Below are 26,422 nucleotides of genomic sequence, written 5' to 3'. Positions count from 1 at the left end.
CTCATTATGTTCGAGCGGAGCCTCCGCCCTACGCTGGCCGCCGTGACTCCCTGGCTCTACGGCGTGCTGCTCGTGCTCGCGGGCGCCACCGCCGTGCTGCTCGTGGTCGACCTCGTCCGCGACCGCGCCGCGCAGGACTCCCACTTCATCGCCCTCGCGGTGCTGGAGGTCGCGCTGCTGGTCCAGCTCGTGATCGGCGTCGTGGCGCTGGCCCGCACCGAGCGCGACATCGAGGGCGCGGTCTTCGTCAGCTACCTGGTCACCAACGCGCTGGTCCTCGTGGTCGGCGCCTTCTTCTCGCTCGCCGAGCGCTCCCGGGTCGGTACGACGATCCTGCTGCTCGCCGTCGCGACCGTCGCCGGGCTCGAGGTCCGGCTCTGGGACATCTGGGGTGGTCGTGGTGCCTGAGGCCGGCGTGGGCGACGTCAACGTGCTGTCCCAGGGCTGGGGCCGCGCCCTGGTCTTCGTCTACGGACTCTTCGCGGTGGCCGCGACCGGGCGCTCCGCCGTCCAGCTCGGCATGGAGCCGGACCGCGCGCCGCTGGCGTACTCGCTGTCCCTGGTCGCCGCGGTGCTCTACCTCGTCGCCACCACCTGCCTGCTGCTCGGCGGGCGCACCGGCTGGCGCATCGCGGGTGCTGCGGTGACGATCGAGCTGCTCGGCGTGCTCTCGGTGGGCACGCTCAGCTACCTCGCGACCGACCTGTTCCCGGACAAGACGGTGTGGTCGCACTTCGGCCAGGGCTACGGCTTCCTGCCGCTCGTGCTGCCCTTCGCGGGACTGGCCTGGCTGCGCCACACCCGCCCCGTGCGCACGTGACCCAGGTAACTAAGGCTGACCTTGCTTGAAGGACGGTCCGCAATATCGGCACACTGATGTTGTGGAAATGGTGACCGAGACCGACGAGCCGACGCGTCAGCGCGTCGCGCGGTCGATCCTGGTCAACGGTCCCTCCACCGCGGCGGCACTCGCCGAGCGCCTCGACCTGACGCCCGCGGCCGTCCGGCGCCACCTCGACCAGCTCCTCGCTGACGGTGCCGTCGACGCTCGTGACCCCCGTCCGGCCGGCACCCGCGGCCGGGGTCGCCCGGCCAAGGTGTTCGCCCTGACCGAGCACGGCCGCGACGCCTTCGACCAGCAGTACGACGACCTCGCCACCGAGGCGCTGCGCTTCCTCGCCGAGACGGCGGGGGAGGATGCGGTCCGCGCGTTCGCCGAGCGGCGCGCGGCGTTCATCGAGAAGAGGTTCCCCGCGGTCGCGGCCGCCAACCCGGGCGCCTCGCCGGCCGAGGTGCTGGCCCTGGTGTTCTCCGACGAGGGCTACGCGGCGTCCGTCCGCGAGCTGCCGGTCGTGGGGGAGCAGCTGTGCCAGCAGCACTGCCCGGTCTCCCACGTCGCTCACGAGTTCCCCCAGCTGTGCGAGGCCGAGACCGAGGCCATCGGTCGCGTCCTCGGTACCCACGTCCAGCGCCTGGCCACCATCGCCCACGGCGACGGGGTGTGCACCACGTGCATCCCCTCAACACAGAAGGAGCAGGTCACGTCATGACCTCGATCGAAGAGCTGAACCCCGAGCTCAAGGGGATCGGTCGCTACGACTTCGGCTGGTCCGACAAGAACGACGTCGGTGCCAACGCCAAGCGCGGCCTCAACGAGGACGTCGTCCGCGACATCTCCGGCAAGAAGAGCGAGCCCGACTGGATGCTCGACCTGCGGCTCAAGGGCCTCAAGCTCTTCGACCGCAAGCCGATGCCGACCTGGGGCTCCGACCTCAGCGCGATCGACTTCGACAACATCAAGTACTTCGTGCGCTCCTCCGAGAAGCAGGCCGCCAGCTGGGAGGACCTGCCCGAGGACATCAAGAACACCTACGACAAGCTCGGCATCCCGGAGGCGGAGAAGCAGCGCCTCGTCGCCGGTGTCGCCGCGCAGTACGAGTCCGAGGTCGTCTACCACTCGATCCGCGAGGACCTCGAGGCCCAGGGCGTGCTCTTCCTCGACACCGACACCGCGCTCAAGGAGCAGCCGGAGCTCTTCAAGGAGTACTTCGGCACCGTCATCCCCGTCGGTGACAACAAGTTCTCCGCGCTCAACACCGCCGTGTGGTCGGGTGGCTCGTTCATCTACGTCCCCAAGGGTGTCCACGTCGACATCCCGCTCCAGGCCTACTTCCGGATCAACACCGAGAACATGGGCCAGTTCGAGCGGACGCTGATCATCGTCGACGAGGACGCCTACGTGCACTACGTCGAGGGCTGCACCGCGCCGATCTACTCGTCGGACTCGCTGCACTCCGCGGTCGTCGAGATCATCGTGAAGAAGGGCGGCCGCTGCCGCTACACGACCATCCAGAACTGGTCGAACAACGTCTACAACCTCGTCACCAAGCGCGCGGTCTGCGAGGCCGGCGCGACGATGGAGTGGGTCGACGGCAACATCGGCTCCAAGGTGACGATGAAGTACCCGGCCGTCTACCTGATGGGCGAGCACGCCAAGGGCGAGACGCTGTCGATCGCCTTCGCGGGCGAGGGCCAGCACCAGGACGCCGGCGCCAAGATGGTCCACGCGGCCCCGCACACCTCGTCCTCGATCCTGTCGAAGTCGGTGGCGCGCGGCGGCGGGCGTACGTCCTACCGCGGGCTGATCCAGGTCAACGAGGGCGCGCACGGCTCCAAGTCCAACGTGCTGTGCGACGCGCTGCTGGTCGACCAGATCAGCCGCTCCGACACCTACCCCTACGTCGACATCCGCGAGGACGACGTGTCGATGGGTCACGAGGCGTCGGTCTCGAAGGTCTCCGACGACCAGCTCTTCTACCTCATGTCGCGCGGCATGGAGCAGGACGAGGCGATGGCGATGATCGTGCGCGGCTTCGTCGAGCCGATCGCCAAGGAGCTGCCCATGGAGTACGCGCTCGAGCTCAACCGACTGATCGAACTGCAGATGGAGGGTGCTGTCGGATGACGGCCGTCGCCGAGGCTCTGGAGATGGGCGCACCCGCCCAGATCGAGAGCCACCTCAACCCGCCCGCGTCGTACGACCTGGCCGACCACCCCGTGCCCACCGGGCGCGAGGAGGTCTGGCGGTTCACGCCGATCAAGCGGCTGCGCGGGATCCTCGACGGCGAGGCCTCCGCGGCCACGCTGACCCGCGAGACCACGCTGCCCGAGGGCGTCACGCTCACCGAGATCTCCGCCGACGAGGCGGTCGCGCTCGGTGAGCTCGGCCCCAACGAGCGCCCGGCCGCGCTGGCCGCGGCCAACGCCGGCGCCACGGTGCTGCTCGACGTGCCGGCCGAGGCCGTCATCGCCGAGCCGGTCGTCATCCGGCTCACCGGCGAGTCGGTCGACGACCTGGTCTGGAGCCGGCTGGTCTACCGGATCGGCGCGCACGCCGAGGTCACCATCGTGCTCGTGCACGGCGGCTCGGCGCGCTACTCGGCGATCTCGACCTTCCTGGTCGGCGACGGCGCCAAGGTCAACGTGCTGAGCCTGCAGGACTGGGCCGACGACGCCGTCCACCTCGGTCGCGACGCGATCCGGGTCGGCCGCGACGCGTTCGTCAAGCACACCTCGATCTCCTTCGGCGGCGACCTGGTCCGGATGCACGCCAACGTCGAGTACGCCGGCCCCGGCGGCGAGGCCGAGCTGCTCGGCCTCTACTTCGCCGACGAGGGCCAGCACCTCGAGCACCGGCTCTTCGCCGACCACAACGCGCCCAAGACCAAGAGCCACGTCGTCTACAAGGGCGCGCTCCAGGGCAAGGGCGCCCACACGGTCTGGATCGGCAACGTCTTGATCCGCAAGGTCGCCGAGGGCATCGAGACCTACGAGGAGAACCGCAACCTCGTCCTCACCGACGGCTGCCAGGCGGACTCGGTCCCCAACCTGGAGATCGAGACCGGCGAGATCGAGGGCGCCGGGCACGCCTCGGCGACCGCCCGCTTCGACGACGAGCAGCTGTTCTACCTGCGCTCGCGCGGAGTCTCGGAGAAGGAGGCGCAGCGCCTGGTGGTGCACGGCTTCTTCAACGACCTCATCCGCAAGGTCGGCATCCCCTCGATCGAGGAGCAGCTGCTCAAGACCGTCGAGGCCGAGCTGGCCAAGAACGTGCTCAAGGAGCTCGGATGAGCTTCGAGCGGGCCTGCGCGCTGGCCGACGTACCGACCGACGAGGCGCTCGCCGTCACCGTCGACCGGTACGACGTCGCCGTGGCCCGCGACGGAGACGAGGTCTTCGCCCTGCAGGATCTCTGCTCCCACGCCGCGGTCGCGCTGAGCGAGGGCGAGGTGGAGGACTGCACCGTCGAGTGCTGGCTCCACGGCTCGCGCTTCGACCTGCGCACCGGCAAGCCCACCGGGCTCCCGGCGACCGAGCCGGTCGCCACCTTCCCTGTCGAGCTGCGCCCCAATGGTTCGGGCGCTGTCGACGTCTACATCGACGTCACCACCACGCTGAACGGAGTCACCCCATCATGAGCACCCTCGAGATCAAGGACCTGCAGGTCCAGGTGCAGACCGAGGACGGCCCCAAGGAGATCCTCAAGGGCGTCACGCTGACCATCAAGGACGGCGAGACCCACGCGATCATGGGCCCCAACGGCTCGGGCAAGTCCACGCTGGCCTACTCGATCGCGGGCCACCCGCGCTACGAGATCACCGGCGGCACGGTGACCCTCGACGGCGAGGACGTCCTCGCGATGTCGGTCGACGAGCGCGCCCGCGCCGGTCTCTTCCTCGCCATGCAGTACCCGGTCGAGGTCCCCGGCGTCTCGGTGTCGAACTTCCTGCGCACCGCCAAGACCGCCATCGACGGCGAGGCGCCCAAGCTGCGTACCTGGGTCAAGGACGTCAACGGCGCCCTGGACCGGATGAACCTCGACAACACCTTCTCCCAGCGCTCGGTCAACGAGGGCTTCTCCGGTGGTGAGAAGAAGCGCCACGAGATCGCCCAGCTCGACCTGCTCGACCCCAAGGTCGCGATCCTCGACGAGACCGACTCCGGCCTCGACATCGACGCGCTCAAGGTCGTCTCCGAGGGCGTCAACCGGTTCCGCGAGCGCGAGGGCAAGGGCGTCCTGCTCATCACGCACTACACGCGGATCCTGCGCTACATCAAGCCCGACCACGTCCACGTCTTCGTGGCCGGCAAGGTCGCCGAGTCCGGCGGTGCCGAGCTGGCCGAGGAGCTCGAGGCCAACGGTTACGAGCGCTTCCTCACCGCGGCGGTCTGATCATGGCCCTGGAGGGGCTCCTCCCGGAGCTGGCGGTCATCCGCAAGGACTTCCCGATCCTCGAGCGCACGCTCGCGGGCGGGCTGCCGCTGGTCTACCTCGACAGCGCCAACACCTCGCAGAAGCCGCAGGTGGTGATCGACACGATGGTCGACCACCTCGAGCGCCACAACGCCAACATCGCCCGCGCCATGCACCAGCTCGGCGCGGAGTCGACGGAGGCCTTCGAGGCGGCGCGCGACAAGGTGGCGGCCTTCATCGGCGCGCCCGAGCGCGACGAGGTGATCTTCACCAAGAACGCCTCCGAGGCGCTCAACCTGGTCGCCAACACCCTCGCCTGGGCGGGGGAGCGCCAGGTGGGCCCCGGTGACGAGGTCGTCATCACCGAGATGGAGCACCACTCCAACATCGTGCCGTGGCAGCTGCTCACCCAGCGCACCGGCGCGACGCTGCGCTGGTTCGGGATCACCGACGACGGTCAGCTCGACCTGTCGGCGATCGACGACCTGATCACCGAGCGCACCAAGGTCGTCTCGCTGACCTGGGTGTCCAACATGCTCGGCACGATCAACCCCGTCGCCGCCATCACCAAGCGCGCGCACGCCGTGGGCGCGCTGGTCGTCGTCGACGCCTCCCAGGCCGCGCCCCAGCTGCCGATCGACCTCGCCGCCATGCCGGCCGAGGAGCGCCCCGACCTGGTCGCCTTCACCGGCCACAAGGTCGTCGGCCCGACCGGCATCGGCGTCCTGTGGGGCGCCCGCGCCGTGCTCGACCAGCTGCCGCCGTTCCTCGGTGGCGGCGAGATGATCGAGACCGTGCGCATGGAGTCCTCGACGTACGCCGGGATCCCGCACAAGTTCGAGGCCGGCACGCCCCCGATCGTCGAGGCCGTCGGTCTCGGCGCCGCCGTGGAGTACCTCGGCCACGTGGGCCTCGACGCGATCCACGCCCACGAGCAGGCCATCACGGCCTACGCGCTCGAGGGGCTGCAGACGGTCCGCGGCCTCACCGTGCTCGGCCCGCTCGACGCGGCCCTGCGCGGTGGCGCGATCTCGTTCGAGCTCGACGGCGTCCACCCGCACGACATCGCCCAGGTGCTCGACAGCCGCGGCATCGCCGTGCGCGCGGGGCACCACTGCGCCAAGCCGGCCCACGCCCGGTTCGGCGTGCAGAGCTCGACGCGCATGTCGTCGTACCTCTACACGGAGCCGAGCGAGATCGACGCCCTGGTCGAGGCGCTGGAATACACCCGTTCCTACTTCAAGTTGGACTGAGGATGACTGCCCAGGATCTGGATGCCCTCTATCAGGAGATCATCCTCGACCACTACAAGAACCCCCACGGCAAGGGGCTGCGCGAGCACGCCGACCACACCGCCGAGGTGCACCACGTCAACCCCACCTGCGGCGACGAGGTGACCCTCCGGGTCCACCTGGCCGACGGTGTGGTCGACGACGTGTCCTACGACGCGCTCGGCTGCTCGATCTCGCAGGCCTCCGCCTCGGTGCTCTACGACCTCCTGGTCGGCAAGAGCGTCGACGAGGCGATGGCCATCCACCAGGAGTTCCTGACCCTCATGCAGGGCAAGGGCACGGTCGAGCCCGACGAGGACGTGCTCGAGGACGGCATCGCCTTCGCCGGCGTCGCCAAGTTCCCGGCCCGCGTCAAGTGCGCCCTGCTGTCCTGGATGGCCTGGAAGGACGCGACCTCCCAGGTCGTCGCCACGAACGAAGCAGTCGGAGACGGAGACAAGCGATGACCGAGTCCATCGACCACAGCGACCTGCCCGAGGTGCCCGAAGCGGCCCTGGCCGGCACCAACGCGTCGTCCAACGTCGCCCTCGCCGACATCGAGGAGGCCATGCGCGACGTCGTCGACCCCGAGCTCGGCATCAACGTCGTCGACCTGGGCCTCGTCTACGGCATCCACGTCGACGAGAGCACCAACGTCGTCCTCGACATGACGCTCACCTCCGCGGCCTGCCCGCTGACCGACGTCATCACCGACCAGACCGAGTCCGCCCTCGAGGGCCTGGTCAACGACGTCGCGATCAACTGGGTCTGGATGCCGCCGTGGGGCCCCGACAAGATCACGCCCGACGGTCGCGAGCAGCTGCGCGCGCTCGGCTTCAACGTCTGAGCCGAGCGGCTCAGCCGAAGCGCTCGTCGGTGTAGCGCCGCAGGTTCCGCAGGAACCAGCGGAAGCCCGCGTTCAGGAGCGGCTTGCTCGGCGCCAGTGTGTAGCGGGCCGCGCCGGAGACCTCCATGGCCATCGTCCAGGTGAGCCGGCAGCCGGTCGCGGTCGCGACCACGTCGTAGCGCTCGCCGAACGCCTTGATGCGCTTCTCCGAGGCCTCGTTGAAGCGGAAGGCGAGGAGCGTGTGCTCCTCCCAGGCGATGAACTCCTCGGCACCGACCAGGCCGCCGTGCATGGTCACGGTGCGCATCGTGCCGACGCCGCGGGGTTCCGGGGTGGTCCAGGCGACGTTCGTGATGGCCTTGGCCCAGTGCGGCCAGGCGGTGGCGTCGGCGAGGACCTCGAAGAGCTGGGCCGGGGTGATCGCGAGGTCGACGCTGTTGGCGAAGCGGTGGGGTGCGGTGTCGATCCAGGCCAGATCGACGAGGTCGCACGGGTGCAGGGTCGGGGTCGAGGCCATGGCTGCAGACTAGAACACGTTCTCGTCAGTAGGGTCGTCCTGTGCCCGAGGTCCTCGTCCCCCCGTCGCGCTGGGCGCGCTGGATCGCCAACTTCGCCGTCTCGCACGGCACTCCCGAGCTCACCGTGAGCGCCGGCGCCCTCGCCGGTACGGCAGCCGACGGCTCGTGGTTCGCCGCGCGGCTCCCCTTCTCCCTCCCGTACGACGGCCCGCCCGAGGCCGCCGCCCTCGCCCAGGCCGCGGTGCCGCCCGAGGTGTGGGGGCTGCTGCTGGTGCGCAAGGGCGGCTTCGCCGTGGCGCGCCTGGAGGGGGAGCGGATGACCGAGAGCAAGGTCGGGCAGCGCCACGTGCAGGGGCGGACCAAGGCGGGCGGGCAATCCCAGCAGCGGTTCGCGCGGCGCCGGGCGAACCAGGCGCGCGATGCCTATGCGGCCGCGGCCGACCACGCGGTGCGGGTGCTGGGTGGGGCGACGACGGTGGTGGCGGGTGGGGACCGGTCGGCGGTGGCCGAGGTGCTCGCCGACCCGCGGCTGGCCGGGGTGGGAGCGGTGGGTCCGTGGCTCGCCGTACCGGATCCGCGGCGGACGATCCTCGACCAGGCGGTGCGCGATGCGCAGGCGCTCGTGGTCGAGGTGGTCAACGCCCCGACAGGTCCAGGGTGAGGAACGTGCTGTTCGGGTCGGGGGAGTAGCCCTCGAACGGGCCGCAGACGGTGAACCCGCGGGTGACGTAGAGCGCGCGGGCCGGAGCGAAGTAGTCCTCGGTGCCGGTCTCGAGGCTGACCCGGTGGTGGCCGTTGGCCCGGGCCGCGTCGAGCACGTGGTCGAGCAGGCGTCCGGCGACGCCGCGGCGGCGGGCGACCGTGGCGGTCCGCATCGACTTGAGCTCGGCGTGGCCGGCGTCGATCCGCTTGAGCGCGGCGCAGCCGAGCAGCAGGTCGCCGGCCTCGGGGTCGCGGGCGGTCCAGAAGGTGATCTCCGGCGCGGCCAGCGCGTCGGGGTCGAGGGCGTGGACGCTCTCCGCGGGCGAGGTGGCGTACATGTCGGCCAGGTGCTCGTCGAGCAGCGCCAGCACGTCGGGCCGGCGGGGGTCGTCGGTCGCGATCTGCATGGACCGATCCTGCCCGAGTCAGTCGTCGAGGCCGAGCTCGGCCCGGCGCAGCGCCCACCGGTGGTCGAGGTCGGACATCTCCTCGAGGACGAACGAGAGGAACGCCTGGGCCAGCACCAGCCGGCGCCGGGCCGGGTCGTCGTCCGCGAGGTCGCCGAGCCCGCGCTCGAGCGCGGCGATCATCGGGCCGTAGAGCTGGTCGATGCGGGTCATCGTGCCGTGCCAGGCGTCGTCCTCGACGACGAAGACGTCGCGCCGGGAGCCGCGCTCCCGCTCGCGGCGGATCATGCCGACGCCGTCGAGGTAGCGCACCGCGCCCGACACCGAGGCCGGGCTGACGTCGAGCACCGCCCCGAGCTCGGCGGCGGTCATCCGTCCGTCGTCGTCGACGAGCAGGGCGGCGAAGGCGCGGGAGGGCAGCCGGGCCAGTCCGGCGCTCGTCAGGGCGCCGCCCAGCCGCTCGATGAACGCGGCCCGCTGCTCGTCGGTCGCCATGGCGTGATTCTACAAGATTCAGAAATTGCTGAAACGGGTGCATGATGGACGCATGACGAGTCCCCTCATCGAGGTTCGCGGGCTGGTGAAGACGTTCGGGGCGTTCCGGGCGCTCGACGGGCTCGACCTGGTGGTCCAGCCGGGCGAGGTGCATGGCTTCCTCGGCCCCAACGGCGCCGGCAAGTCGACCACCATCCGGGTGCTGCTCGGTCTGCTGCGCAAGGACGCGGGGGAGGTCCGGCTGCTCGGGGGTGACCCGTGGTCCGACGCCGCGGCGCTGCACCGGCGCCTGGCGTACGTCCCGGGCGACGTGAGCCTGTGGCCGAACCTCAGCGGCGGGGAGATCGTCGACCTGCTGATCCGGATGCGCGGCGCCGACCCCGCGGGCTCGCGGCGCGCGGAGCTCATCGAGCGGTTCTCGCTCGATCCCACCAAGCGGGGGCGCGCGTACTCCAAGGGCAACCGGCAGAAGGTCGCGCTCGTCGCCGCCTTCGCGACCGACCCCGACCTGCTCATCCTCGACGAGCCCACGTCGGGACTCGACCCGCTCATGGAGCAGGTCTTCAACGAGTGCGTCGCCGAGCAGACCGCGCGGGGCGCGACGGTGCTGCTGTCGAGCCACATCCTCAGCGAGGTGGAGCGGCTGGTCGACCGGGTCACGATCATCCGCGAGGGCCGGGTCGTCGAGTCGGGCAGCCTCGGCTCGCTGCGCCACCTGCACCGGACCAAGGTCGTCGCCACCGTGTCCGGTACGCCGCCCGACCTCACCACGCTCGACGGCGTCCACGACGTCAGCGTCGCGGGGGACCAGGTGACGTGCTCGGTCGAGCCGGACGTGCTGCCCCAGGTCCTGCGTGCGCTGACCGACGCCGGCGTGACCGCGCTGACGAGCACCCCGCCGAGCCTGGAGGAGCTCTTCCTCGACGCCTACCGCGACCGGGCGGGCGCCCGGCGATGAGCACCACCGGCTGGCCCCTCCTGCTGCGCCTCGGGCTGCGGCGCGACCGGGTGCTCGCTCCCGTCGGGATCGGGGTGCTCGTGCTGATGAGCATCGCCTCGGCGGCCGCGACACCGAGCCTCTACCACGGCCTCGCCGAGCGGGTGCACGCCGCGGAGGCGATCAACGCCAGCCCCGCGATCGTCGCGCTCTACGGCCCGATCCTCGACGTCACCAGCGAGGGCGAGCTGGCGATGACCAAGATGACGGTCCTGTACGCCGTGTTCGCCGCGGTGCTCTTCGTCGCCGTGGTCCGCCGGCACACCCGGGTCGAGGAGGAGAGCGGCCGGACCGAGCTGATCGGCGGCACCGCCGTCGGCCGGGACGCGCCGCTCGTGGCGGCGAGCGTCGAGGCGGTCCTGCTCGCCGTCGTCCTGGGTCTGCTCACCGCGCTCGGCAACATCATCGGCGGCCTCGACGCCCGGGGCTCGCTCGCCTTCGGCCTGCTCTGGGCCGGCAGCGCCCTCGTCGCGGCCGCCATCGGCGTGCTCACCGCCCAGCTCTCGGCGAGCGCCCGGACCTGCGCCGGCTTCGCGGCCGGGATCATCGGCCTGCTCTTCGTGCTCCGGGCCGTCGGGGACACCGGACCCGGCTGGCTCAGCTGGGTCTCGCCGCTGGGCTGGAACACCCAGGTCCGCGCCTACGGAGAGACCCGCTGGTGGCTCCTGCCGGCCTATCCCGCGCTCGCGCTGGTCCTCGTCGCCGCCGCCGTGGTGCTGCGCTCGCGGCGCGACCTCGGCGCCGGCCTGGTCGCCGCCCATCCCGGTCCGGCCACGGGCTCGCCCCGCCTCGCCGACGCCTTCTCGCTCGCGGTCAAGGTGCACGCGACGACGCTCCTGCTGTGGAGTGCCGCCGCCGGCGCGCTGGGCGTGGTGTTCGGGATGATCGCGCCCGGCATCGGGGACCTCCTCGACAACGCGACCGCGCAGTCGATCATCGACGAGCTCGGCGGCGCGCTCGTCTCGGCGATCCTCTCGATCGTCGCGGTGGTGCTCACCTACTTCGCCGCGACCGTGGTCAGCCACTCCGCGCACGACGAGACCGACGGGCGGGTCGAGATCGTGCTGGCCACCGGGGTCAGCCGAGCCCGCTGGTTCGGCGCGACGGCCGTCCTGGCCCTCGCCGGCACCGCGTGGCTGCTCGTCGTGACCGGCGTCGGCCTCTGGATCGGGTACGCCGCCGCCGACGGCCCCGGCATCGGCAACCTCGTCACCGCGGCCCTCGCCTGGGTGCCCGCCGCGTGGGTCGTCGGTGCCCTCGCCGCCCTCTCGCTGGCCCTCGGCGCGCGCTGGGCCGCGCTGGTCTGGGTGTGGCCCGCCGCCTTCCTGACGCTCTCGCTCCTCGGCGACCTCCTCGACCTGCCGGGCTGGCTGACCGGCCTCTCGCCGTACGCGCACGTGCCGTCGCTGCCCGCCGCGAGCTGGGACTGGGGGAGCGCGGGCGGCCTCAGCGCCGTGGCCGCGCTCCTGCTGGGTGTGGCGTGGTGGCGGTTCCGCGAGCGCGACATCGGCTAGTTTCAGCCGCATGTGGCAGCCGGAGCCCGACTGGGTGGCGCTCCCGGGAGGTACCGGGACGTCCACCGTCGGCGTGTGGCGGACCGCACTCGGAGGGCGGCCGGTCGTGATCAAGCGGATCGGCGCGCCCGGTCCCGGAGACCCGGCGGTCCTCTCGGACCGCGCGCACGTCGGGTACTGGCGGCGCGAGGCCGACGTCCTGCTCACCGGGCTGTGCAGCGGTACGCCGGGGCTGCGCTCGGCCCCCGCCTCCGTCGAGGAGGACGAGGCCGGCGTCACGATCGTCCGCGACTGGGTCGAGGACGCCGCGTCGAGCGGGCTGTTCCTGGCCCTCGCCCTGGGCCGGTACGCCGGCGCCGAGATCGGGCACCCGAAGTTCCTGGCCCGCGACCTGATGCGCGACCGGCTGGCCCGGGTCGCCCGCCGGGGCGGCTGGCCCACCCTCGCCCGGACGACGGTCGCCGACGTCGCCGAGCACCTGTGGACCCGCCGCGAGACGATGCTCGCCCTGCTCGACGGCGTCCCGCAGGTGCCCCAGCACGGCGACGCGACGCCCCGCAACCTGCCCGGCCGCGACGGCGACGAGGTGCTCGCCATCGACTGGGGCACCCTCGGGCACGGTCCCGTGGGCGGCGACCTCGGCTACCTCTCGCTCTCGGCGCGCGAGGAGTTCGAGCCCCTGCTCGACGCCTACCTGCTCGGGCTGCCGGACGGTGTCGCCGACCGGGACGCCGTCGTCCTCGGCGCCCGGATCGTCGCCGTCTACACCGCCCTCAGCCGGGCGGAGTGGGCGCTGTCGCGGGTGGCCGGTGGCGAGGGCGCGCTGGCCGGGAAGTACCGGCATCCCGCGGTCGCGCCGTACCTTCGGGCGCTGCAGCGGACCTTCGGGCACATGGAGGCCCTGCTCGACCTGTGAGTCAGACCCGCGGGATCGAGAAGGTGTCGCAGGAGTCGAGGCTTCCGCCGTCGTACCCGACCATGAACCACTTCTGGCGCTGCGCGGACGAGCCATGGGTCCAGGCCTCCTGATCGACCCGGCCGCCGGCCCGCTTCTGGATGTAGTCGTCGCCGACCGACTTGGCCGCGGCGATCGCCTCGTCGATGTCCTGCTGGGTCAGGTCCTGGATGAGGACCTGTCCGTCGGCGTCCTTGGTCTGCGTCGCGTGCTGGGCCCAGAGCCCGGCGTAGCAGTCGGCCTGGAGCTCGAGCCGCACGCCGTCGCTCTGGGGGCCGGTCTGCTGGCTGCGCACCTGGCCCATGAAGCCGAGCAGGTTGGAGATGTGGTGGCCGTACTCGTGGGCGAGCACGTAGTACTCCACGAACGCCCCGGTCGGGCCGCCGAGCTGGCGCTCCAGGACGTCGTCGAAGAAGGTCGTGTCGAGGTAGATCGACTCGTCGCTGGGGCAGTAGAACGGCCCGACGTCCGAGGTCGCGGCGCCGCAGCCGGTGTCGACCGAGCCGGAGAACGTGACCATCTGCTTCTCGGGCCGGAACCGGCTGCCGAGCTCGGAGTCCCAGTAGTCGGTCAGCGAGTTCTCGATCGCGACCCGGGCACAGTCGGAACTGTTGTTGGCGTCCTCACCGGTCGTGCAGTCGGCGTAGCGGTCGGTGCCCTCCTGGGCGTCGCTGAGCCGCGACGGCGAGTACGCACCCCCGCCGGCCGGACTGCCGCCACCGCCGAGGAGGTTGTTGCCGCCGAGGATCGCGCCGACCACGACCACGATGATCACGATGATGATGCTGCCGATGCCGCCCTTGCCGGAGGGCATGGGGATCCGCATCCCACCGCCGCCCAGACCACCGCCCAGGCCGCCGCCTCCGCCACCGCCGCTGCCGGCGTCGCGAACCCGAGACTGGTCGAGGCGTGCCTTCGGATTGAATCGGACCACGGATCGCACACTAGTGCAGGTTCCGGCGTTTTCGGCGGTGCGATCGTGCGTGGGAGAATCGGCCGGTCATGATCACTGTGCACCAGCTCGAGGTTCGCGTCGGTGCGCGACTCCTCATGGACAATGTCAGCTTCCGTGTCGGCGCCGGCGACAAGATCGGCCTCGTGGGCCGCAACGGAGCCGGCAAGACCACGCTCACCAAGGTCCTCGCGGGCGACGTGCTGCCGGCCAGCGGCACGGTCAGCAACAGCGGCGAGCTCGGCTACCTGCCGCAGGACCCGCGGGTGGGCGACCCCGAGGTGCTGGTGCGCGACCGGATCCTGTCCGCGCGGGGCCTCGACGACGCCGTACGGCGGATGCGGGCCGCCGAGGTCGCCATGGCCTCCGACGACCCGGACGAGCGGGACAAGGCGTTCCGCAAGTTCCAGCGGGCCCAGGACGAGCTCGACGCCGGCGGCGGCTACGCCGCCGAGACCGAGGCGCTCCAGATCGCGCAGAGCCTCGGCATCCCCGACCGCCTGATGGAGCAGCCGCTGGGCACGCTCTCGGGTGGTCAGCGACGCCGGGTCGAGCTGGCCCGGATCCTGTTCTCCAGCGCCGAGGTGCTCATCCTCGACGAGCCGACGAACCACCTCGACGCGGACTCGATCCTCTGGCTGCGCGACTGGATGAAGACCTACAAGGGTGGCTTCATCGTCATCTCCCACGACAACGACCTGCTCGAGCAGACGGTCAACAAGGTCTTCCACCTCGACGCCAACCGCGAGGTCATCGACGTCTACAACATGGGCTGGAAGAACTACCTCACCCAGCGCGAGACCGACGAGGCCCGCCGCAAGCGCGAGCTGATGAACGCGCAGAACAAGGCCAAGACGCTCACCGATCAGGCCAACAAGATGCGCGCCAAGGCGACCAAGGCCAGCGCCGCGCAGCAGATGCTCAAGCGCGCCGAGCGGCTGCTCGAAGGGGTCGAGGGGGAGCGCCAGTCCGACAAGGTCGCGGCGATCAAGTTCCCGACGCCGGCCGCCTGCGGCAAGACGCCGCTCTCGGCGCACGACCTGTCGAAGTCCTACGGGGCGCTCGAGATCTTCACCGCCGTGGACCTGGCCATCGACAAGGGCTCGCGCGTGGTCATCCTCGGCCTCAACGGCGCCGGCAAGACCACGATGCTGCGGATCCTGGCCGGCGTCGACAAGGCCGACACCGGCGAGGTCGTCGCCGGGCACGGCCTCAAGGTCGGCTACTACGCCCAGGAGCACGAGACGCTCGACGTGAGCCGCTCGGTGCTGGAGAACATGCAGTCCGCGGCGCCCGAGCTGACCGACACCGAGGCGCGCTCGGTGCTCGGCTCGTTCCTCTTCACCGGCGACGACGTGCACAAGCCGGCCGGCGTCCTGTCCGGTGGCGAGAAGACCCGGCTCGCACTGGCCTCGCTCGTCGTCTCGGCGGCCAACGTGCTGCTGCTCGACGAGCCGACCAACAACCTCGACCCCGCCTCCCGCGAGGAGGTGCTCAGCGCGATCCGCCGCTACGAGGGCGCGATCGTCCTGGTCACCCACGACGAGGGCGCGGTCCACGCGCTCGAGCCGGACCGGGTGCTCATCCTCCCCGACGGCGTCGAAGACCTCTGGAGCCCGGACTACGCCGACCTGATCGCGCTCGCCTGAGCGGGGGCCCGCGGCTGCGGCCGCGGGCTACTCGCTGGCGATGGCGTCGAGCACGTCGAGCCGCGCGGCCCGGATCGCCGGGACGACGGCCGCGAGCACGCCGACCACCACGGCGACGACCAGGAAGGTCACCAGGTTGCCGATCGGCAGCCCGAGGCTGGTCAGGTCCTTGGACAGCGCCTGCTGGAGCAGGACGCCGATGAGGACGCCGAGGGCCATGCCCAGGACGGCGCCGAGCACGGCGATCGTCACCGACTCGAGGGTGATCATCCGTCTGAGCTTGGCCCGGCTCATGCCGACGGCGCGCAGGAGGCCGACCTCGCGGGTGCGCTCGATGACGCTGAGACCGAGCGTGTTGACGATGCCGATGACCGCGATGACGATCGCGAGCGCCAGCAGGCCGTAGATCATGAACAGCAGCTGGTTGACCTGGCCGCGGAACTCGTCGGCGAACTCGGCCTTGTCGAAGACCCCGACGATGGGCGCGGGCTTGGCGGCGGCGTCGACCCGGTCGCGCACGGCGGTGGCGTCGGCGCCGGGGGAGAGCAGGATGCTGATCGAGGTGTCCTGGCGCAGCACCCCGGCCCGGGCGAGCTGGTCGAGCGGCAGGGTCACCTCGGAGGTGACGTCGGAGCTCTTGGTGATGCCGGTGATCGTCGGGGTGAGCGTCTTGCCGCCCTGGAACCGGAGGTCGAGCCGGTCGCCGACGGCCAGGTCGTGCTTGTCGGCGAAGTCCTCGTTGACGAAGGCCTCGGCGCCGCTGACGTCGGTGGTGCCCTGGACCGTGTCGAGGTGGTAGATCTCGCGCCACGCGGGGTCGACGCCGGTGATCGACACGCCCTTGTCGTCGTAGCGGGCCGAGGTGTACTGCTGGCGGCTGAGCACGCCGACGCCGTCGATGCCGGCGATCCGGTCGCCGATCTCGGTCGAGAACGGCAGGTAGGTCGAGCTCTGCACCAGCAGGTCCGCGGTGAACTGCTGGTCGACCTCGTCGTCGATCGACTTGTTGAGCGAGGAGGCCAGCACGCCGATCGTCGAGACCAGGGCGAGCCCGATCATGAGTGCCGACGCCGTCGCGCCCGTACGACGGGGGTCGCGCAGCGCGTTCTCGCCGGCCAGGCGCCCGGTGGCGCCGAAGAGAAGGGCGAACAGCCCCCGGCACACCACGAGCACCGGACGGCCGAGCACGGGGGAGAGCGCGGCGGCGGTGAGGATCCACAGCACCGCTCCGACACCGACCCACAAGGCGTTGGGCCGCTGGAGCCCGGCGACCGCGAAGGCGGCGCCGATGGCGATGACCACGGTCCCGATGAGCGTGCGTCGCCGCAGCGACGTGCGTTCGGGGGCGGTGTCGGCCCGCATGGCTGCGACGGGCGCGATCCGCCCGGCCCGCCGGGCCGGGAGGTAGGCGGCGATCATCGTGACGCCCACCCCGACCAGGTAGCTGGTGATGACCGCGCCCGAGGTGAGCTGGAGCGCGTCGCCGGCGATGTCGAGCCCGACCACCCGGAAGAGCGCCGCGAGCCCGCGCGCGAGCAGCAGGCCCAGCCCGATCGCCAGCGTCGAGGTGACGATCGAGAGCACGAACGCCTCGACCAGCACCGACCGGGTGACCTGGCCGCGGCCGGCGCCGAGGGCACGCAGCAGGGCCAGCTCGCGGGTGCGCTGGGCGACGAGGATCGAGAACGTGTTGACGATGATGAACCCGCCGACGAGCACCGCGATGATCGCGAACACCGTGAGGAAGGTCTGGATCACGTCGAGGAAGGTGCCGATGGCGTCCTGGGACTCCTTGGCCACCTGGTCGCCGGTCACCGCCTCGAAGCCCTCGGGCAGCACCTTGTCGGCGGCCGCGGCGAGCTGCTTCTGGGTGACGCCGTCGGCGGCGGTGAGGCTGATCCGGTTGAAGACGTCCTTGCCGCCGAAGAAGAGGTCCTGGGCGCCGGCGGTCGAGAAGATCAGCAGGGTCGCGCCCGCCGTACCGCCACCGTTGAACTCGGCGGTGCCGACGAGCGTGGCGGTGCGCTCGAGCGTCCCGAACGGGGCCAGCAGCTTGACCTGGTCGCCGAGCCGGTAGTCGCCGGCCTCGGCGGCGCGCTGGTCGAGCACGATCTCGTCGGTGCCCTCGGGCCAGCGGCCGTCGTCGAGCAGGAGCGTGGGCTTGCCCTCCATGTTGGGGCTGCCGGTGTGGTTGAAGGACAGGGTCGGCGCGCCCGTACCGCCGACGAGCGTGCCGTCGGAGGCGAGCAGGCTCAGCCCGGCGCTGCTGACCTCGCCGTCGGCACGGTCGACCTCGGGGAGCGCGGCGAGCGCCTGGACGACGTCGGGGGTGAGGGCGAGCGCGGACTGGCCGGACTCGCCGCCGCCGAACTCCTCGGTGTCGGCCGCCCGGACCACGCCGTCGGGCGTCGAGCCGTGCACGATGCCGTCGAACGTGGTGGACAGACCGTTGCTGAAGACCAGCACGCCGGACAGGAACGCGACCCCGAGCACGATGGCCAGGCCGCTCATGAGCAGCCGCACCTTGCGGGCGAAGAGGTTGCGCAGCGTCATGCGGAGCACGGGCTCACGCCTCCCGGCGCGCAGCGGCCGCGGCGGCAGCCGCGGCCTGGAGCGAGGTCATGTGGGCCAGGATCGCGTCGCGGTCGGGGTCGCGGATCTCGTCGACCAGGCGCCCGTCGGCCAGGAAGACCACGCGGTCGCAGTAGGACGCGGCGACGGCGTCGTGGGTGACCATCACGATCGTCTGGCCGAACTCGTCGACGCTGCGGCGCAGGAACGAGAGCACCTCGGCGCCCGAGGTGCTGTCGAGGTTGCCGGTCGGCTCGTCGGCGAACACGATGGACGGCTTGCTGACCAGGGCGCGGGCGCAGGCGACGCGCTGCTGCTGGCCGCCGGACATCTCGGCGGGGCGGTGCCCGAGGCGGTCGCGCAGGCCGACGGTGTCGACGACGGTGTCGAACCAGGCCTGGTCGGGCTTGCGGCCGGCCAGGCTGAGCGGGAGCAGGATGTTCTCGCGGGCGCTGAGGGTGGGGATCAGGTTGAACGCCTGGAAGACGAAGCCGATCTCCTCGCGGCGCAGCGCGGTCAGCGCCTTGTCGCGCAGCCGGGACAGCGCCGTGTCGCCGACCCAGACCTCGCCGCCGGTCGGGCTGTCGAGCGCCGCGAGGCAGTGCATGAGCGTGGACTTGCCGGAGCCGGACGGGCCCATGATCGCGGTGAACTCACCCGCGGCGAGGTCGATCGTCACGCCGTCGAGGGCGCGGACCTCGGAGTCGCCGGACCCGTAGACCTTGCGCAGGTCGACCGCCCGCGCGGCGACGGCGGTGGGGGACGGGGCGGTCGAGGCCGAGGTGCTGCCGGAGGTCATGGGCCCACCCTGCCAGGAGGGTCCGACGACCCGCATCCGGAATGTCCCCGAGCCTGCCCCCGGGGATCCGTAGGCTTCGGGTCATGGCTGCTGACGCACGCTTCGTGGGGGCGATCGACCAGGGCACCACGAGCACCCGGTTCATGGTCTTCGACCACGCGGGCACCGAGGTCGCCCGGCACCAGCTGGAGCACCAGCAGATCCTGCCGCGGGCGGGCTGGGTCGAGCACAACCCGGTCGAGATCTGGGAGCGGACGTCGGCCGTCGTCCAGACCGCGCTCGGCAAGGCCCGGCTCGGGGCCGAGGACCTCGCCGCCGTCGGCATCACCAACCAGCGCGAGACCACCATCGTGTGGGACCGGCGCACCGGGCGCCCGCTCTACAACGCCATCGTCTGGCAGGACACCCGCACCGACGCGATCGCCGCCGCCCTCGACCGCGACGGTCCGGGCGGTCGTGGCGACGTGATCCGGCACCGGGCGGGGCTGCCGCCGGCGACGTACTTCTCCGGCGGCAAGCTGCAGTGGATCCTCGACAACGTGCCCGGCGTGCGCGAGGCGGCCGAGCGCGGCGACGCGCTCTTCGGGACGCCGGACACCTGGATCCTGTGGAACCTCACCGGCGGTACCGACGGCGGCGTCCACGTCACCGACGTGACCAACGCGAGCCGCACCATGCTCATGGACCTCGAGACGCTCGACTGGGACGACGAGCTGCTCGGCTTCTTCGGCGTGCCCCGGCGGATGCTCCCCGAGATCCGGGAGTCCTCGGCCACCACGCCGTACGGCGTCACGCGCGCCGGGGGGCCGTTCGGCGGCGAGGTGCCGATCACCGGCATCCTCGGCGACCAGCAGGCCGCGACCGTCGGCCAGGTCTGCTTCGCCCCGGGCGAGGCCAAGAACACCTACGGCACCGGCAACTTCATGCTCCTCAACACCGGCACCGAGATCGTCCGCTCCCAGGCCGGGCTGCTCACCACACCGGCGTACCAGCTCGGCGACCAGCCCTGTGTCTACGCGCTGGAGGGCTCGATCGCGGTCACCGGCTCGGCGGTCCAGTGGCTGCGCGACCAGCTCGGCATCATCAGCGGCGCGGGGGAGTCCGAGTCGCTCGCCCGCCAGGTCGAGGACAACGGCGGTGTCTACTTCGTGCCGGCCTTCTCGGGGCTGTTCGCCCCCTACTGGCGCTCCGACGCCCGCGGCGCGATCGTCGGGCTGTCCCGGTTCAACACCAACGCCCACGTCGCGCGGGCCACGCTCGAGGCGATCTGCTACCAGTCGCGCGACGTCGTCGAGGCGATGTGCGCCGACTCCGGGGTCGCGGTCGAGGTGCTCAAGGTCGACGGCGGGGTCACGCTCAACAGCCTGTGCATGCAGATCCAGGCCGACGTGCTCGGCGTCCCGGTGAGCCGGCCGGTGGTGCCCGAGACGACCGCGCTCGGAGCGGCGTACGCGGCCGGGCTCTCGGTGGGCTACTGGCGCGACACCGACGAGCTGCGCCAGAACTGGCGCGAGGACACCCGCTGGGAGCCCCAGTGGGACGACGACCGCCGCGCGAGCGGGTACGCGCAGTGGAAGAAGGCCGTGCAACGTACGCTCGACTGGGTGGAGGTGCCCGGATGAGTCCCGCCGCCCTGTCCCCCCGAGCCCGCAGCGCCGCGCTCAAGCGCCTGGCCGAGCAGCCCCTCGACGTCCTCGTCATCGGCGGCGGCGTGGTCGGCTCCGGCGCCGCGCTCGACGCCGCCACCCGCGGCCTGTCGGTGGGTCTCGTCGAGGCCCGCGACTTCGCCTCCGGTACGTCGAGCCGCAGCTCCAAGCTCATCCACGGCGGCCTGCGCTACCTGGAGATGATGGACTTCCGCCTCGTCGCCGAGGCGCTCAAGGAGCGCGGTCTCCTGATGGAGCGGCTCGCCCCGCACCTGGTCCGGGCGGTGCCCTTCCTCTACCCGCTCAACGGGCGCGGCTGGGAGCGCTGGTACGCCGGCACCGGCGTCGCGATGTACGACGCCATGTCCAAGGCGAGCGGCTACGGCAGCAGCCTGCCGCTGCACAAGCACCTCACCCGCCACGGCGCCCGCAAGGCGTTCCCGTCGCTGCGCAAGGACGCCCTCGTCGGGGCGATCCGCTACTACGACGCCCAGGTCGACGACGCCCGGCACACGATGTTCCTGGCGCGCACCGCGGCGACGTACGGCGCGGCGGTCGCCTCGCGCACCCGTGTGGTCGGCCTGATCAAGGAGAGCGAGCGCGTCGTCGGCGCCGAGGTGATCGACCTCGAGACCGGCCACCGCTTCGACATCCGCGCCTCCCAGGTCATCAACGCCACCGGCGTGTGGACCGACGAGACCCAGTCGATGGCGCGCGAGCGCGGTCAGTTCAAGGTGCGCGCGAGCAAGGGCATCCACCTCGTCGTCCCGCGCGACCGGATCCGCGGCGAGACCGGGCTGATCCTGCGCACCGAGAAGTCCGTGCTCTTCGTGATCCCGTGGAAGCGGCACTGGATCATCGGCACCACCGACACCGACTGGTCGCTCTCCAAGGACCACCCGGCGGCGAGCAGCAGCGACATCGACTACCTGCTCGAGCACGTCAACCGGGTGCTGGAGGTGCCGCTCACCCGCGACGACGTCGAGGGCGTCTACGCCGGCCTGCGCCCGCTGCTGGCCGGCGAGTCCGACGCGACCTCCCAGCTCTCCCGCGAGCACGCCGTGGCCCACAGCGTCCCGGGACTGGTGGTCGTCGCGGGCGGCAAGTACACGACCTACCGGGTGATGGCGGCCGACGCCGTCGACGAGGCCGTGCACGGGCTCGCCTCGGTCCAGGGCCGCACCGCCGGCGCGTGCGTGACCGAGAGCGTGCCTCTCGTGGGCGCCGACGGCTACCAGGCGCTCTGGAACCAGCGGCGCGCGCTCGCCACCCAGTCCGGGCTCGCGATCAACCGCGTCGAGCACCTCCTGGAGCGCTACGGCTCGCTGGTGCTCGAGGTCCTCGACCTGGTCGCCGCCGAGCCCGAGCTGGGCGAGCCGCTGCCGGGGGCCGAGGACTACCTCAAGGTGGAGGCCGTCTACGCCGTCACCCACGAGGGGGCGCGGCACCTCGACGACATCCTGACCCGACGGATGCGGATCTCGTTCGAGACCTTCGACCGCGGGGTCGCCGCCGCGCCCCACGTCGCCGAGCTCGTCCGCGGGCACCTGCGCTGGGACGCCGACCAGCGCGAGCGCGAGGTCGAGCACTACCTCAAGCGGGTCGAGGCCGAGCGCGAGTCGCAGCGCCAGCCCGACGACCACACGGCCGACGCGGCGCGCAAGGGCGCGGCGGACGTCGTACCGGTCTCCCGGATCGCCGAGGAGATCGAGGAGATCGAGATGGAGACGGAGACTTCCTGATGGACCTGCAGCTCACCGACCGGGTGTACGTACTCACGGGCGCGACCCGCGGCCTCGGCCGCGCGTCCGCCGAGGCGCTCGTCGCCGACGGTGCCCGGGTGGTGCTCTCCGGACGGACCGCGGCGTCGGTCGACAGCGCGGTCGCCGCGCTCACCGCGATCGGGGGAGCGGGCTGCGCCGTGGGCGTGGTCGCCGACAACGCCGACCCGGCGGCGCCCGCCCGCCTCATCGACGCCGCGCGCGCCACCTGGGGCCGCCTCGACGGCGCCCTGATCAGCGTCGGCGGTCCGCCGTCCGGGCCGGTCACCGCGATGACCGACGAGCAGTGGACCACCGCGTTCGGCTCGGTCTTCCTCGGCGCCGTACGCCTGGCGCGCGAGGTCGCCGCCGAGCTCGGCGAGGGCGGATCGCTGGCGTTCGTGCTCTCGACCAGCGTGATCCAGCCGATCGCGGACCTCGCGATCTCCAACGGGCTGCGTCCCGGTCTGGCGATGACCGCCAAGACACTTGCCGACGAGCTCGGGCCCCAGGGCATCCGGGTCAACGGACTGCTCCCGGGCCGGGTCGGCACCGAGCGCGTCGCCGAGCTCGACGCGGCCACCGGCGACCCGGAGGCCTCCGCCGCGGCCGCCCGCGCCCAGATCCCGCTGCGCCGCTACGGCCGGCCCGAGGAGTTCGGCCGGGTCGCGGCGTTCGTGCTCTCGCCCGCCGCGTCGTTCTTGACCGGCGTGATGCTGCCCGTCGACGGCGGGATGTCGCGCCCGCTCTGAACCCGGGCGTCCTCGCGGCGCGAGAACGGGCCGCCCTGGCGCCGCTTGGTGCCCTTGCGCTCGCCGCGCGGCCCGTTGCGTCGCTCGTCCCACGCGAGGTAGGCGAACCCGCCGACCCCGAGGACGCCGAAGAACCACCACTGCAGCCCGTAGAAGAAGTGCGGTCCCTCGCCCAGCTCGGGCAGCTCGACCGGCTCCAGCGCCTCGGCCGGCTCGGGGTCCTCGGCCTTGAGCGCGACGAACCCGGTGAACACGTCGAGCCCGGTCGCCTTGCCGATCGGTCCGCTCGCGATCGCGCGCGTCGAGCGGCCGCTGACCTGGGTGCTGCCGCCGGTGCCGTCCGCGCGGACCCAGCCGGTGATCGTCACCTCGCCCTCGGGCGGGGCCGGGAGCTCGTCGGGACCGATCTCGGGGTTGTCGGTGGCGAACCACCCCCGGTCCACCAGCACCGCGGTGCCGTCGGCGGTCACCAACGGGACGACCACCTCGACCCCCGGGGCGCTCTTGCGCGTGCGGTAGCGGACCACCACGGTGTTCTCGGCGTCGTACTCGCCGGTGGCGGTGATGAGCCGCCACTCGTCGGTCTCGGCGACCGGGCGGCCGGGCGCGAGCACCTCGTCGACCGGGACCGGATCCCGGTCCTCGTTGGCGACGACGACGGCGTTGCGCTCCTTGCGGTCCTCCAGCCGGCCGAACTGCCACTCGCCGAGCCACCAGGTGCCGTAGCCGAGCAGGATGATGGCCAGGAAGAAGAGGACCCAGCGACGGCTCAGCAGGAACCGCCAGGAGCTCAGCAGGGAACGCACACCCCCAACGGTAGGACCAACCGGAAGCCAACTGGACCCCGGCCTATGCTGGGTGTGTGCAGCCTCTCCTCGACCAGCACGGCCGTGTCGCGACCGACCTCCGCGTCTCGCTGACCGATCGCTGCAACCTGCGCTGCACCTACTGCATGCCGGCCGAGGGCCTGGACTGGATGCCGCTCGACGACCAGCTCTCCGACGACGAGGTCGTCCGGCTCATCGGGGTGGCCGTGCGCGAGCTCGGCGTCACCGAGGTCCGCTTCACCGGCGGCGAGCCGCTCGTGCGCCGGGGACTGGTCGACATCGTGCGCCAGGTGCGCGCCCTCGACGCCGGCGTCGAGATGTCGATCACCACCAACGCGCTCGGCCTCGCCCGTACCGCGTCGGCCCTCGCCGAGGCCGGGCTCAACCGGGTCAACGTCAGCATGGACACCGTCCGCTCCGACACCTTCCACGAGATCACCCGCCGCGACCGGTTCGCCGACGTCGTCGAGGGGCTGGCGGCCGCCGAGGCGGCCGGGCTCGGACCGGTCAAGGTCAACGCCGTGCTGCTGCGCGGCGTCAACGACGACCAGGCACCCGAGCTGCTCGCCTGGTGCATCGAGCGCGGCTACCACCTGCGCTTCATCGAGCAGATGCCGCTCGACGCCCAGCACGGCTGGGACCGCGACGCGATGGTCACCGCCGACGAGATCTTCGCCTCGCTGGCCTCGCGCTTCACGCTGGCTCCCGCGCACGAGCCGCGGGGGAGCGCCCCCGCCGAGCTCTTCCTCGTCGACGGCGGCCCCGCCACCGTCGGCGTCATCGCCTCGGTGACCCGCCCGTTCTGCGGCGACTGCGACCGGGTCCGGCTCACCGCCGACGGCCAGGTCCGCAACTGCCTCTTCGCCCGCTCCGAGTCGGATCTGCGTACCGCCCTGCGGGCCGGCGCGTCCGACGCCGAGCTCGCCGAGCGCTGGCGCACCGCCATGTGGGGCAAGGCCGCCGGGCACGGCATCGACGACCCGGCCTTCCTGCAGCCCGACCGGCCGATGTCGGCCATCGGCGGCTGAGCAGGACTCAGCCGGTCTGCTCGTCGACGATCTCGGCGTCGACCGCGTCGTCGGAGCCGAGGGCCTCGAAGTCGAAGGTCAGCTCGTCGCGCTCGAGGTCGGCGAGCGCGGAGAACTCCGACGAGGTCAGCGCGCGCGGGACCTCCTCGACCTCCTTGGGCGCCTCGATGGTCGCGACCGGGTCGGCGGCGTTGAGCTTGCGTGCCGCGGGGAGCACCGAGCGCTCCAGGGAGCCGGTGAAGGCGTTGTAGTCCTTGACGCTGCGCTGGAGCGAGCGGCCGAGCTTGTCGACGTGCTCGGAGAGCTTGAGGATGCGGCGGTAGAGCACCTGGCCGAGCTCGAAGAGGACCTGGGCGTCCTCGGTGAGCGCCTCCTGCTTCCAGGTGAAGGCGACCGTCTTGAGCATGCTCCACAGGTTGGTGGGCGTGGCCAGCACGATGCCGCTGGCGAAGGCGTGCTCCATCAGCGAGGGGTCGACGTCGATCGCGGCGTTGAGCAGCTGCTCGTTGGGGATGAACGCGACGGTGAACTCGGGGCTCACGTTGAGGCCGGTCCAGTAGCCCTTGCGGGCCAGGGTGTCGACGTGGCCGCGGACCTTGCGGGCGTGGTCCTCGAGGAGCCGCTGGCGGGTCTCGGGCTCGATGCCCTCGCGCTGGGCGTCCATGAACGCGTTGTAGGGGACCTTGGCGTCGATCGCCATCTGCTTGCCGCCGGGCAGGTTGATGACCATGTCGGGACGGCGGTGGCCGGAGTCGGCCTCGACGGAGTGCTGGAGCTCGAAGTCGACCCGGTTGAGCAGACCCGCGGTCTCGACCAGGGTGCGCAGCTGGGTCTCGCCCCAGGCACCGCGGACGGCGTTGTTCTTGAGCACCGAGGCGAGGGTGTCGGCGGCCTTGCGGGAGTCCTCGACGGAGCGCTGGGTGTGCTTGATCTGGGTGGCGAGCTCGGTGTGCTGCTGGACGCGCGCCTTCTCGAGGTCGTCGACCTTCTGCTGCATCGAGCGCAGGTGCTCGACGACCGGCGTCAGCGTCTTGAGGACCTGGGTCTGGCCGGCCTCGTTGGCCTCGCGCTCGCGCTGGGCCTGGCGCTGCTGGTCGAGGAGCGCGCGGTACTGGCCGCGCGCCTCGTCGACCGCCACCCGCAGCTCGTCGACCGTGGCCAGCGCCCCGGTCAGCTCGGACTGGACGGCGGCCCGGGCCGCGGACTCCTCGGCCCGGGCCCGCGCGACCTGGGCCTCGCCCTGGATCTCGGCGCGCTCGACCTCGTGGCGCAGCGCCGCGAGCGCGGACTCGTGGGTCGCCCGCAGCTGGGCCAGCGCCGCCTCGTGCCGCTCGGCGACCACCTCGGGCGCCTCGCCGGGCGCGACCTCGGGGGCGGCCGGCGCGGTGGCCTGGCGCACCAGCCAGCCGACCCCTGCACCGAGCAGGAGTCCGACGAGGAGGGCGAGGAGAACGGCCATGGGAGCAGTCAAACAGCAG

27 protein-coding genes are annotated in these 26,422 nt (G+C 71.9%); 19 read left to right on the top strand and 8 right to left on the bottom strand.

Annotation, left to right across the window (positions count from 1 at the left end; all coding sequences use genetic code 11):
- Positions 1 to 42 precede the first annotated feature (42 nt).
- The 10 genes from M0M48_RS09415 (at position 43) to M0M48_RS09370 (ending at position 7,372) form a co-directional block, all read left to right on the top strand.
- Positions 43 to 408, top strand: a complete 366-nt coding sequence (locus M0M48_RS09415) for a hypothetical protein (RefSeq protein WP_215815845.1) — start codon at positions 43 to 45, stop codon at positions 406 to 408.
- Positions 401 to 820 (top strand): hypothetical protein, encoded by a 420-nt coding sequence (locus tag M0M48_RS09410; RefSeq protein WP_257750922.1) that lies wholly within the window; start codon positions 401 to 403, stop codon positions 818 to 820. Before M0M48_RS09415 ends, M0M48_RS09410 begins: the two co-directional genes overlap by 8 nt.
- A 67-nt stretch (positions 821 to 887) precedes the next feature.
- Positions 888 to 1,550, top strand: coding sequence for a helix-turn-helix transcriptional regulator (locus M0M48_RS09405; protein ID WP_215815846.1), 663 nt, complete (start codon positions 888 to 890; stop codon positions 1,548 to 1,550).
- Positions 1,547 to 2,965, top strand: coding sequence for a Fe-S cluster assembly protein SufB (gene sufB, locus M0M48_RS09400; protein WP_215815847.1), 1,419 nt, complete (start codon positions 1,547 to 1,549; stop codon positions 2,963 to 2,965). Before M0M48_RS09405 ends, sufB begins: the two co-directional genes overlap by 4 nt.
- A complete protein-coding gene (gene sufD, locus M0M48_RS09395; protein WP_257750921.1) occupies positions 2,962 to 4,131 on the top strand; it encodes a Fe-S cluster assembly protein SufD in 1,170 nt (389 codons plus the stop codon). Before sufB ends, sufD begins: the two co-directional genes overlap by 4 nt.
- Positions 4,128 to 4,478 carry a non-heme iron oxygenase ferredoxin subunit gene (locus M0M48_RS09390; protein WP_257750920.1) on the top strand — a complete coding sequence of 117 codons (351 nt, stop codon included), beginning with the start codon at positions 4,128 to 4,130 and terminating at the stop codon, positions 4,476 to 4,478. Before sufD ends, M0M48_RS09390 begins: the two co-directional genes overlap by 4 nt.
- Positions 4,475 to 5,233, top strand: a complete 759-nt coding sequence (gene sufC / locus M0M48_RS09385) for a Fe-S cluster assembly ATPase SufC (RefSeq protein WP_215815850.1) — start codon at positions 4,475 to 4,477, stop codon at positions 5,231 to 5,233. Before M0M48_RS09390 ends, sufC begins: the two co-directional genes overlap by 4 nt.
- Positions 5,234 to 5,235: 2 nt before the next feature.
- Positions 5,236 to 6,507, top strand: coding sequence for a cysteine desulfurase (locus M0M48_RS09380; protein ID WP_257750919.1), 1,272 nt, complete (start codon positions 5,236 to 5,238; stop codon positions 6,505 to 6,507).
- 2 nt (positions 6,508 to 6,509) lie between these two features.
- A complete protein-coding gene (gene sufU, locus M0M48_RS09375) occupies positions 6,510 to 6,992 on the top strand; it encodes a Fe-S cluster assembly sulfur transfer protein SufU (protein WP_215815852.1) in 483 nt (160 codons plus the stop codon).
- The gene (locus M0M48_RS09370; RefSeq protein WP_215815853.1) at positions 6,989 to 7,372 is read left to right on the top strand and encodes a metal-sulfur cluster assembly factor; all 384 of its coding nucleotides are present in this window, start codon (positions 6,989 to 6,991) and stop codon (positions 7,370 to 7,372) included. The genes sufU and M0M48_RS09370 overlap by 4 nt, the downstream gene beginning before the upstream one ends.
- 10 nt (positions 7,373 to 7,382) lie before the next feature.
- On the opposite strand, the gene M0M48_RS09365 is transcribed toward M0M48_RS09370, so the two are convergent.
- Positions 7,383 to 7,889 (bottom strand): SRPBCC family protein, encoded by a 507-nt coding sequence (locus M0M48_RS09365; protein ID WP_257750918.1) that lies wholly within the window; start codon positions 7,887 to 7,889, stop codon positions 7,383 to 7,385.
- Positions 7,890 to 7,930: 41 nt separating this feature from the next.
- Between M0M48_RS09365 and M0M48_RS09360 the strand changes: the two genes are divergently transcribed.
- Entirely contained in the window at positions 7,931 to 8,551 is a 621-nt protein-coding gene (locus M0M48_RS09360; protein WP_257750917.1) for an acVLRF1 family peptidyl-tRNA hydrolase, read from the top strand.
- Here M0M48_RS09360 and M0M48_RS09355 read toward each other — a convergent pair.
- Positions 8,526 to 8,999: a GNAT family N-acetyltransferase gene (locus M0M48_RS09355; RefSeq protein ID WP_257750916.1), complete on the bottom strand. Its 474-nt coding sequence runs from the start codon at positions 8,997 to 8,999 to the stop codon at positions 8,526 to 8,528. The two genes, M0M48_RS09360 and M0M48_RS09355, sit on opposite strands and share 26 nt — an antisense overlap.
- An 18-nt stretch (positions 9,000 to 9,017) precedes the next feature.
- The gene (locus tag M0M48_RS09350) at positions 9,018 to 9,494 is read right to left on the bottom strand and encodes a GbsR/MarR family transcriptional regulator (RefSeq protein WP_257750915.1); all 477 of its coding nucleotides are present in this window, start codon (positions 9,492 to 9,494) and stop codon (positions 9,018 to 9,020) included.
- A 52-nt stretch (positions 9,495 to 9,546) separates the two neighbouring features.
- Here M0M48_RS09350 and M0M48_RS09345 point away from each other — a divergent pair, with 52 nt between their 5' ends.
- Genes M0M48_RS09345 through M0M48_RS09335 form a run of 3 tightly spaced genes read left to right on the top strand, consistent with a single transcriptional unit; the run spans position 9,547 to position 12,921 of the window.
- Complete coding sequence (locus M0M48_RS09345) at positions 9,547 to 10,452, top strand: ABC transporter ATP-binding protein (protein ID WP_257750914.1); 906 nt, start codon at positions 9,547 to 9,549, stop codon at positions 10,450 to 10,452.
- Entirely contained in the window at positions 10,449 to 12,005 is a 1,557-nt protein-coding gene (locus M0M48_RS09340) for an ABC transporter permease (RefSeq protein WP_257750913.1), read from the top strand. The genes M0M48_RS09345 and M0M48_RS09340 overlap by 4 nt, the downstream gene beginning before the upstream one ends.
- Before the next feature lie 10 nt (positions 12,006 to 12,015).
- On the top strand, positions 12,016 to 12,921 hold the full coding sequence (locus tag M0M48_RS09335) for an aminoglycoside phosphotransferase family protein (protein ID WP_257750912.1): 906 nt from the start codon (positions 12,016 to 12,018) through the stop codon (positions 12,919 to 12,921).
- Position 12,922: 1 nt separating this feature from the next.
- On the opposite strand, the gene ypfJ is transcribed toward M0M48_RS09335, so the two are convergent.
- Entirely contained in the window at positions 12,923 to 13,894 is a 972-nt protein-coding gene (ypfJ, locus tag M0M48_RS09330; protein ID WP_257750911.1) for a KPN_02809 family neutral zinc metallopeptidase, read from the bottom strand.
- A 68-nt stretch (positions 13,895 to 13,962) separates the two neighbouring features.
- On the opposite strand from ypfJ, the gene abc-f reads away from it, so the two are divergent.
- Positions 13,963 to 15,561 (top strand): ribosomal protection-like ABC-F family protein, encoded by a 1,599-nt coding sequence (gene abc-f / locus M0M48_RS09325; protein WP_257750910.1) that lies wholly within the window; start codon positions 13,963 to 13,965, stop codon positions 15,559 to 15,561.
- A gap of 27 nt (positions 15,562 to 15,588) precedes the next feature.
- Here the strand turns inward: abc-f and M0M48_RS09320 are convergent, their stop codons facing one another.
- Positions 15,589 to 18,114, bottom strand: coding sequence for an ABC transporter permease (locus M0M48_RS09320; protein WP_257754468.1), 2,526 nt, complete (start codon positions 18,112 to 18,114; stop codon positions 15,589 to 15,591).
- A gap of 13 nt (positions 18,115 to 18,127) precedes the next feature.
- Positions 18,128 to 18,931: an ABC transporter ATP-binding protein gene (locus M0M48_RS09315; RefSeq protein WP_257750909.1), complete on the bottom strand. Its 804-nt coding sequence runs from the start codon at positions 18,929 to 18,931 to the stop codon at positions 18,128 to 18,130.
- An 83-nt stretch (positions 18,932 to 19,014) separates the two neighbouring features.
- Between M0M48_RS09315 and glpK the strand changes: the two genes are divergently transcribed.
- Genes glpK through M0M48_RS09300 form a run of 3 tightly spaced genes read left to right on the top strand, consistent with a single transcriptional unit; the run spans position 19,015 to position 23,089 of the window.
- The gene (gene glpK, locus M0M48_RS09310; protein ID WP_257750908.1) at positions 19,015 to 20,553 is read left to right on the top strand and encodes a glycerol kinase GlpK; all 1,539 of its coding nucleotides are present in this window, start codon (positions 19,015 to 19,017) and stop codon (positions 20,551 to 20,553) included.
- Entirely contained in the window at positions 20,550 to 22,319 is a 1,770-nt protein-coding gene (locus tag M0M48_RS09305) for a glycerol-3-phosphate dehydrogenase/oxidase (protein ID WP_215815869.1), read from the top strand. Before glpK ends, M0M48_RS09305 begins: the two co-directional genes overlap by 4 nt.
- Positions 22,319 to 23,089 (top strand): SDR family oxidoreductase, encoded by a 771-nt coding sequence (locus M0M48_RS09300; protein ID WP_257750907.1) that lies wholly within the window; start codon positions 22,319 to 22,321, stop codon positions 23,087 to 23,089. Before M0M48_RS09305 ends, M0M48_RS09300 begins: the two co-directional genes overlap by 1 nt.
- Here the strand turns inward: M0M48_RS09300 and M0M48_RS09295 are convergent.
- Complete coding sequence (locus tag M0M48_RS09295) at positions 22,975 to 23,895, bottom strand: SURF1 family cytochrome oxidase biogenesis protein (RefSeq protein WP_257750906.1); 921 nt, start codon at positions 23,893 to 23,895, stop codon at positions 22,975 to 22,977. The genes M0M48_RS09300 and M0M48_RS09295 overlap by 115 nt on opposite strands.
- Positions 23,896 to 23,951: 56 nt before the next feature.
- On the opposite strand from M0M48_RS09295, the gene moaA reads away from it, so the two are divergent.
- The gene (gene moaA, locus M0M48_RS09290; protein ID WP_215815871.1) at positions 23,952 to 24,944 is read left to right on the top strand and encodes a GTP 3',8-cyclase MoaA; all 993 of its coding nucleotides are present in this window, start codon (positions 23,952 to 23,954) and stop codon (positions 24,942 to 24,944) included.
- A gap of 7 nt (positions 24,945 to 24,951) precedes the next feature.
- On the opposite strand, the gene M0M48_RS09285 is transcribed toward moaA, so the two are convergent.
- On the bottom strand, positions 24,952 to 26,403 hold the full coding sequence (locus M0M48_RS09285) for a DNA recombination protein RmuC (RefSeq protein WP_257750905.1): 1,452 nt from the start codon (positions 26,401 to 26,403) through the stop codon (positions 24,952 to 24,954).
- Positions 26,404 to 26,422 lie beyond the last annotated feature (19 nt).

It is taken from the genome of Pimelobacter simplex, assembly GCF_024662235.1.
Lineage (GTDB): Bacteria > Actinomycetota > Actinomycetes > Propionibacteriales > Nocardioidaceae > Nocardioides.
This window is presented reverse-complemented; position numbering and strand designations above follow the sequence as displayed.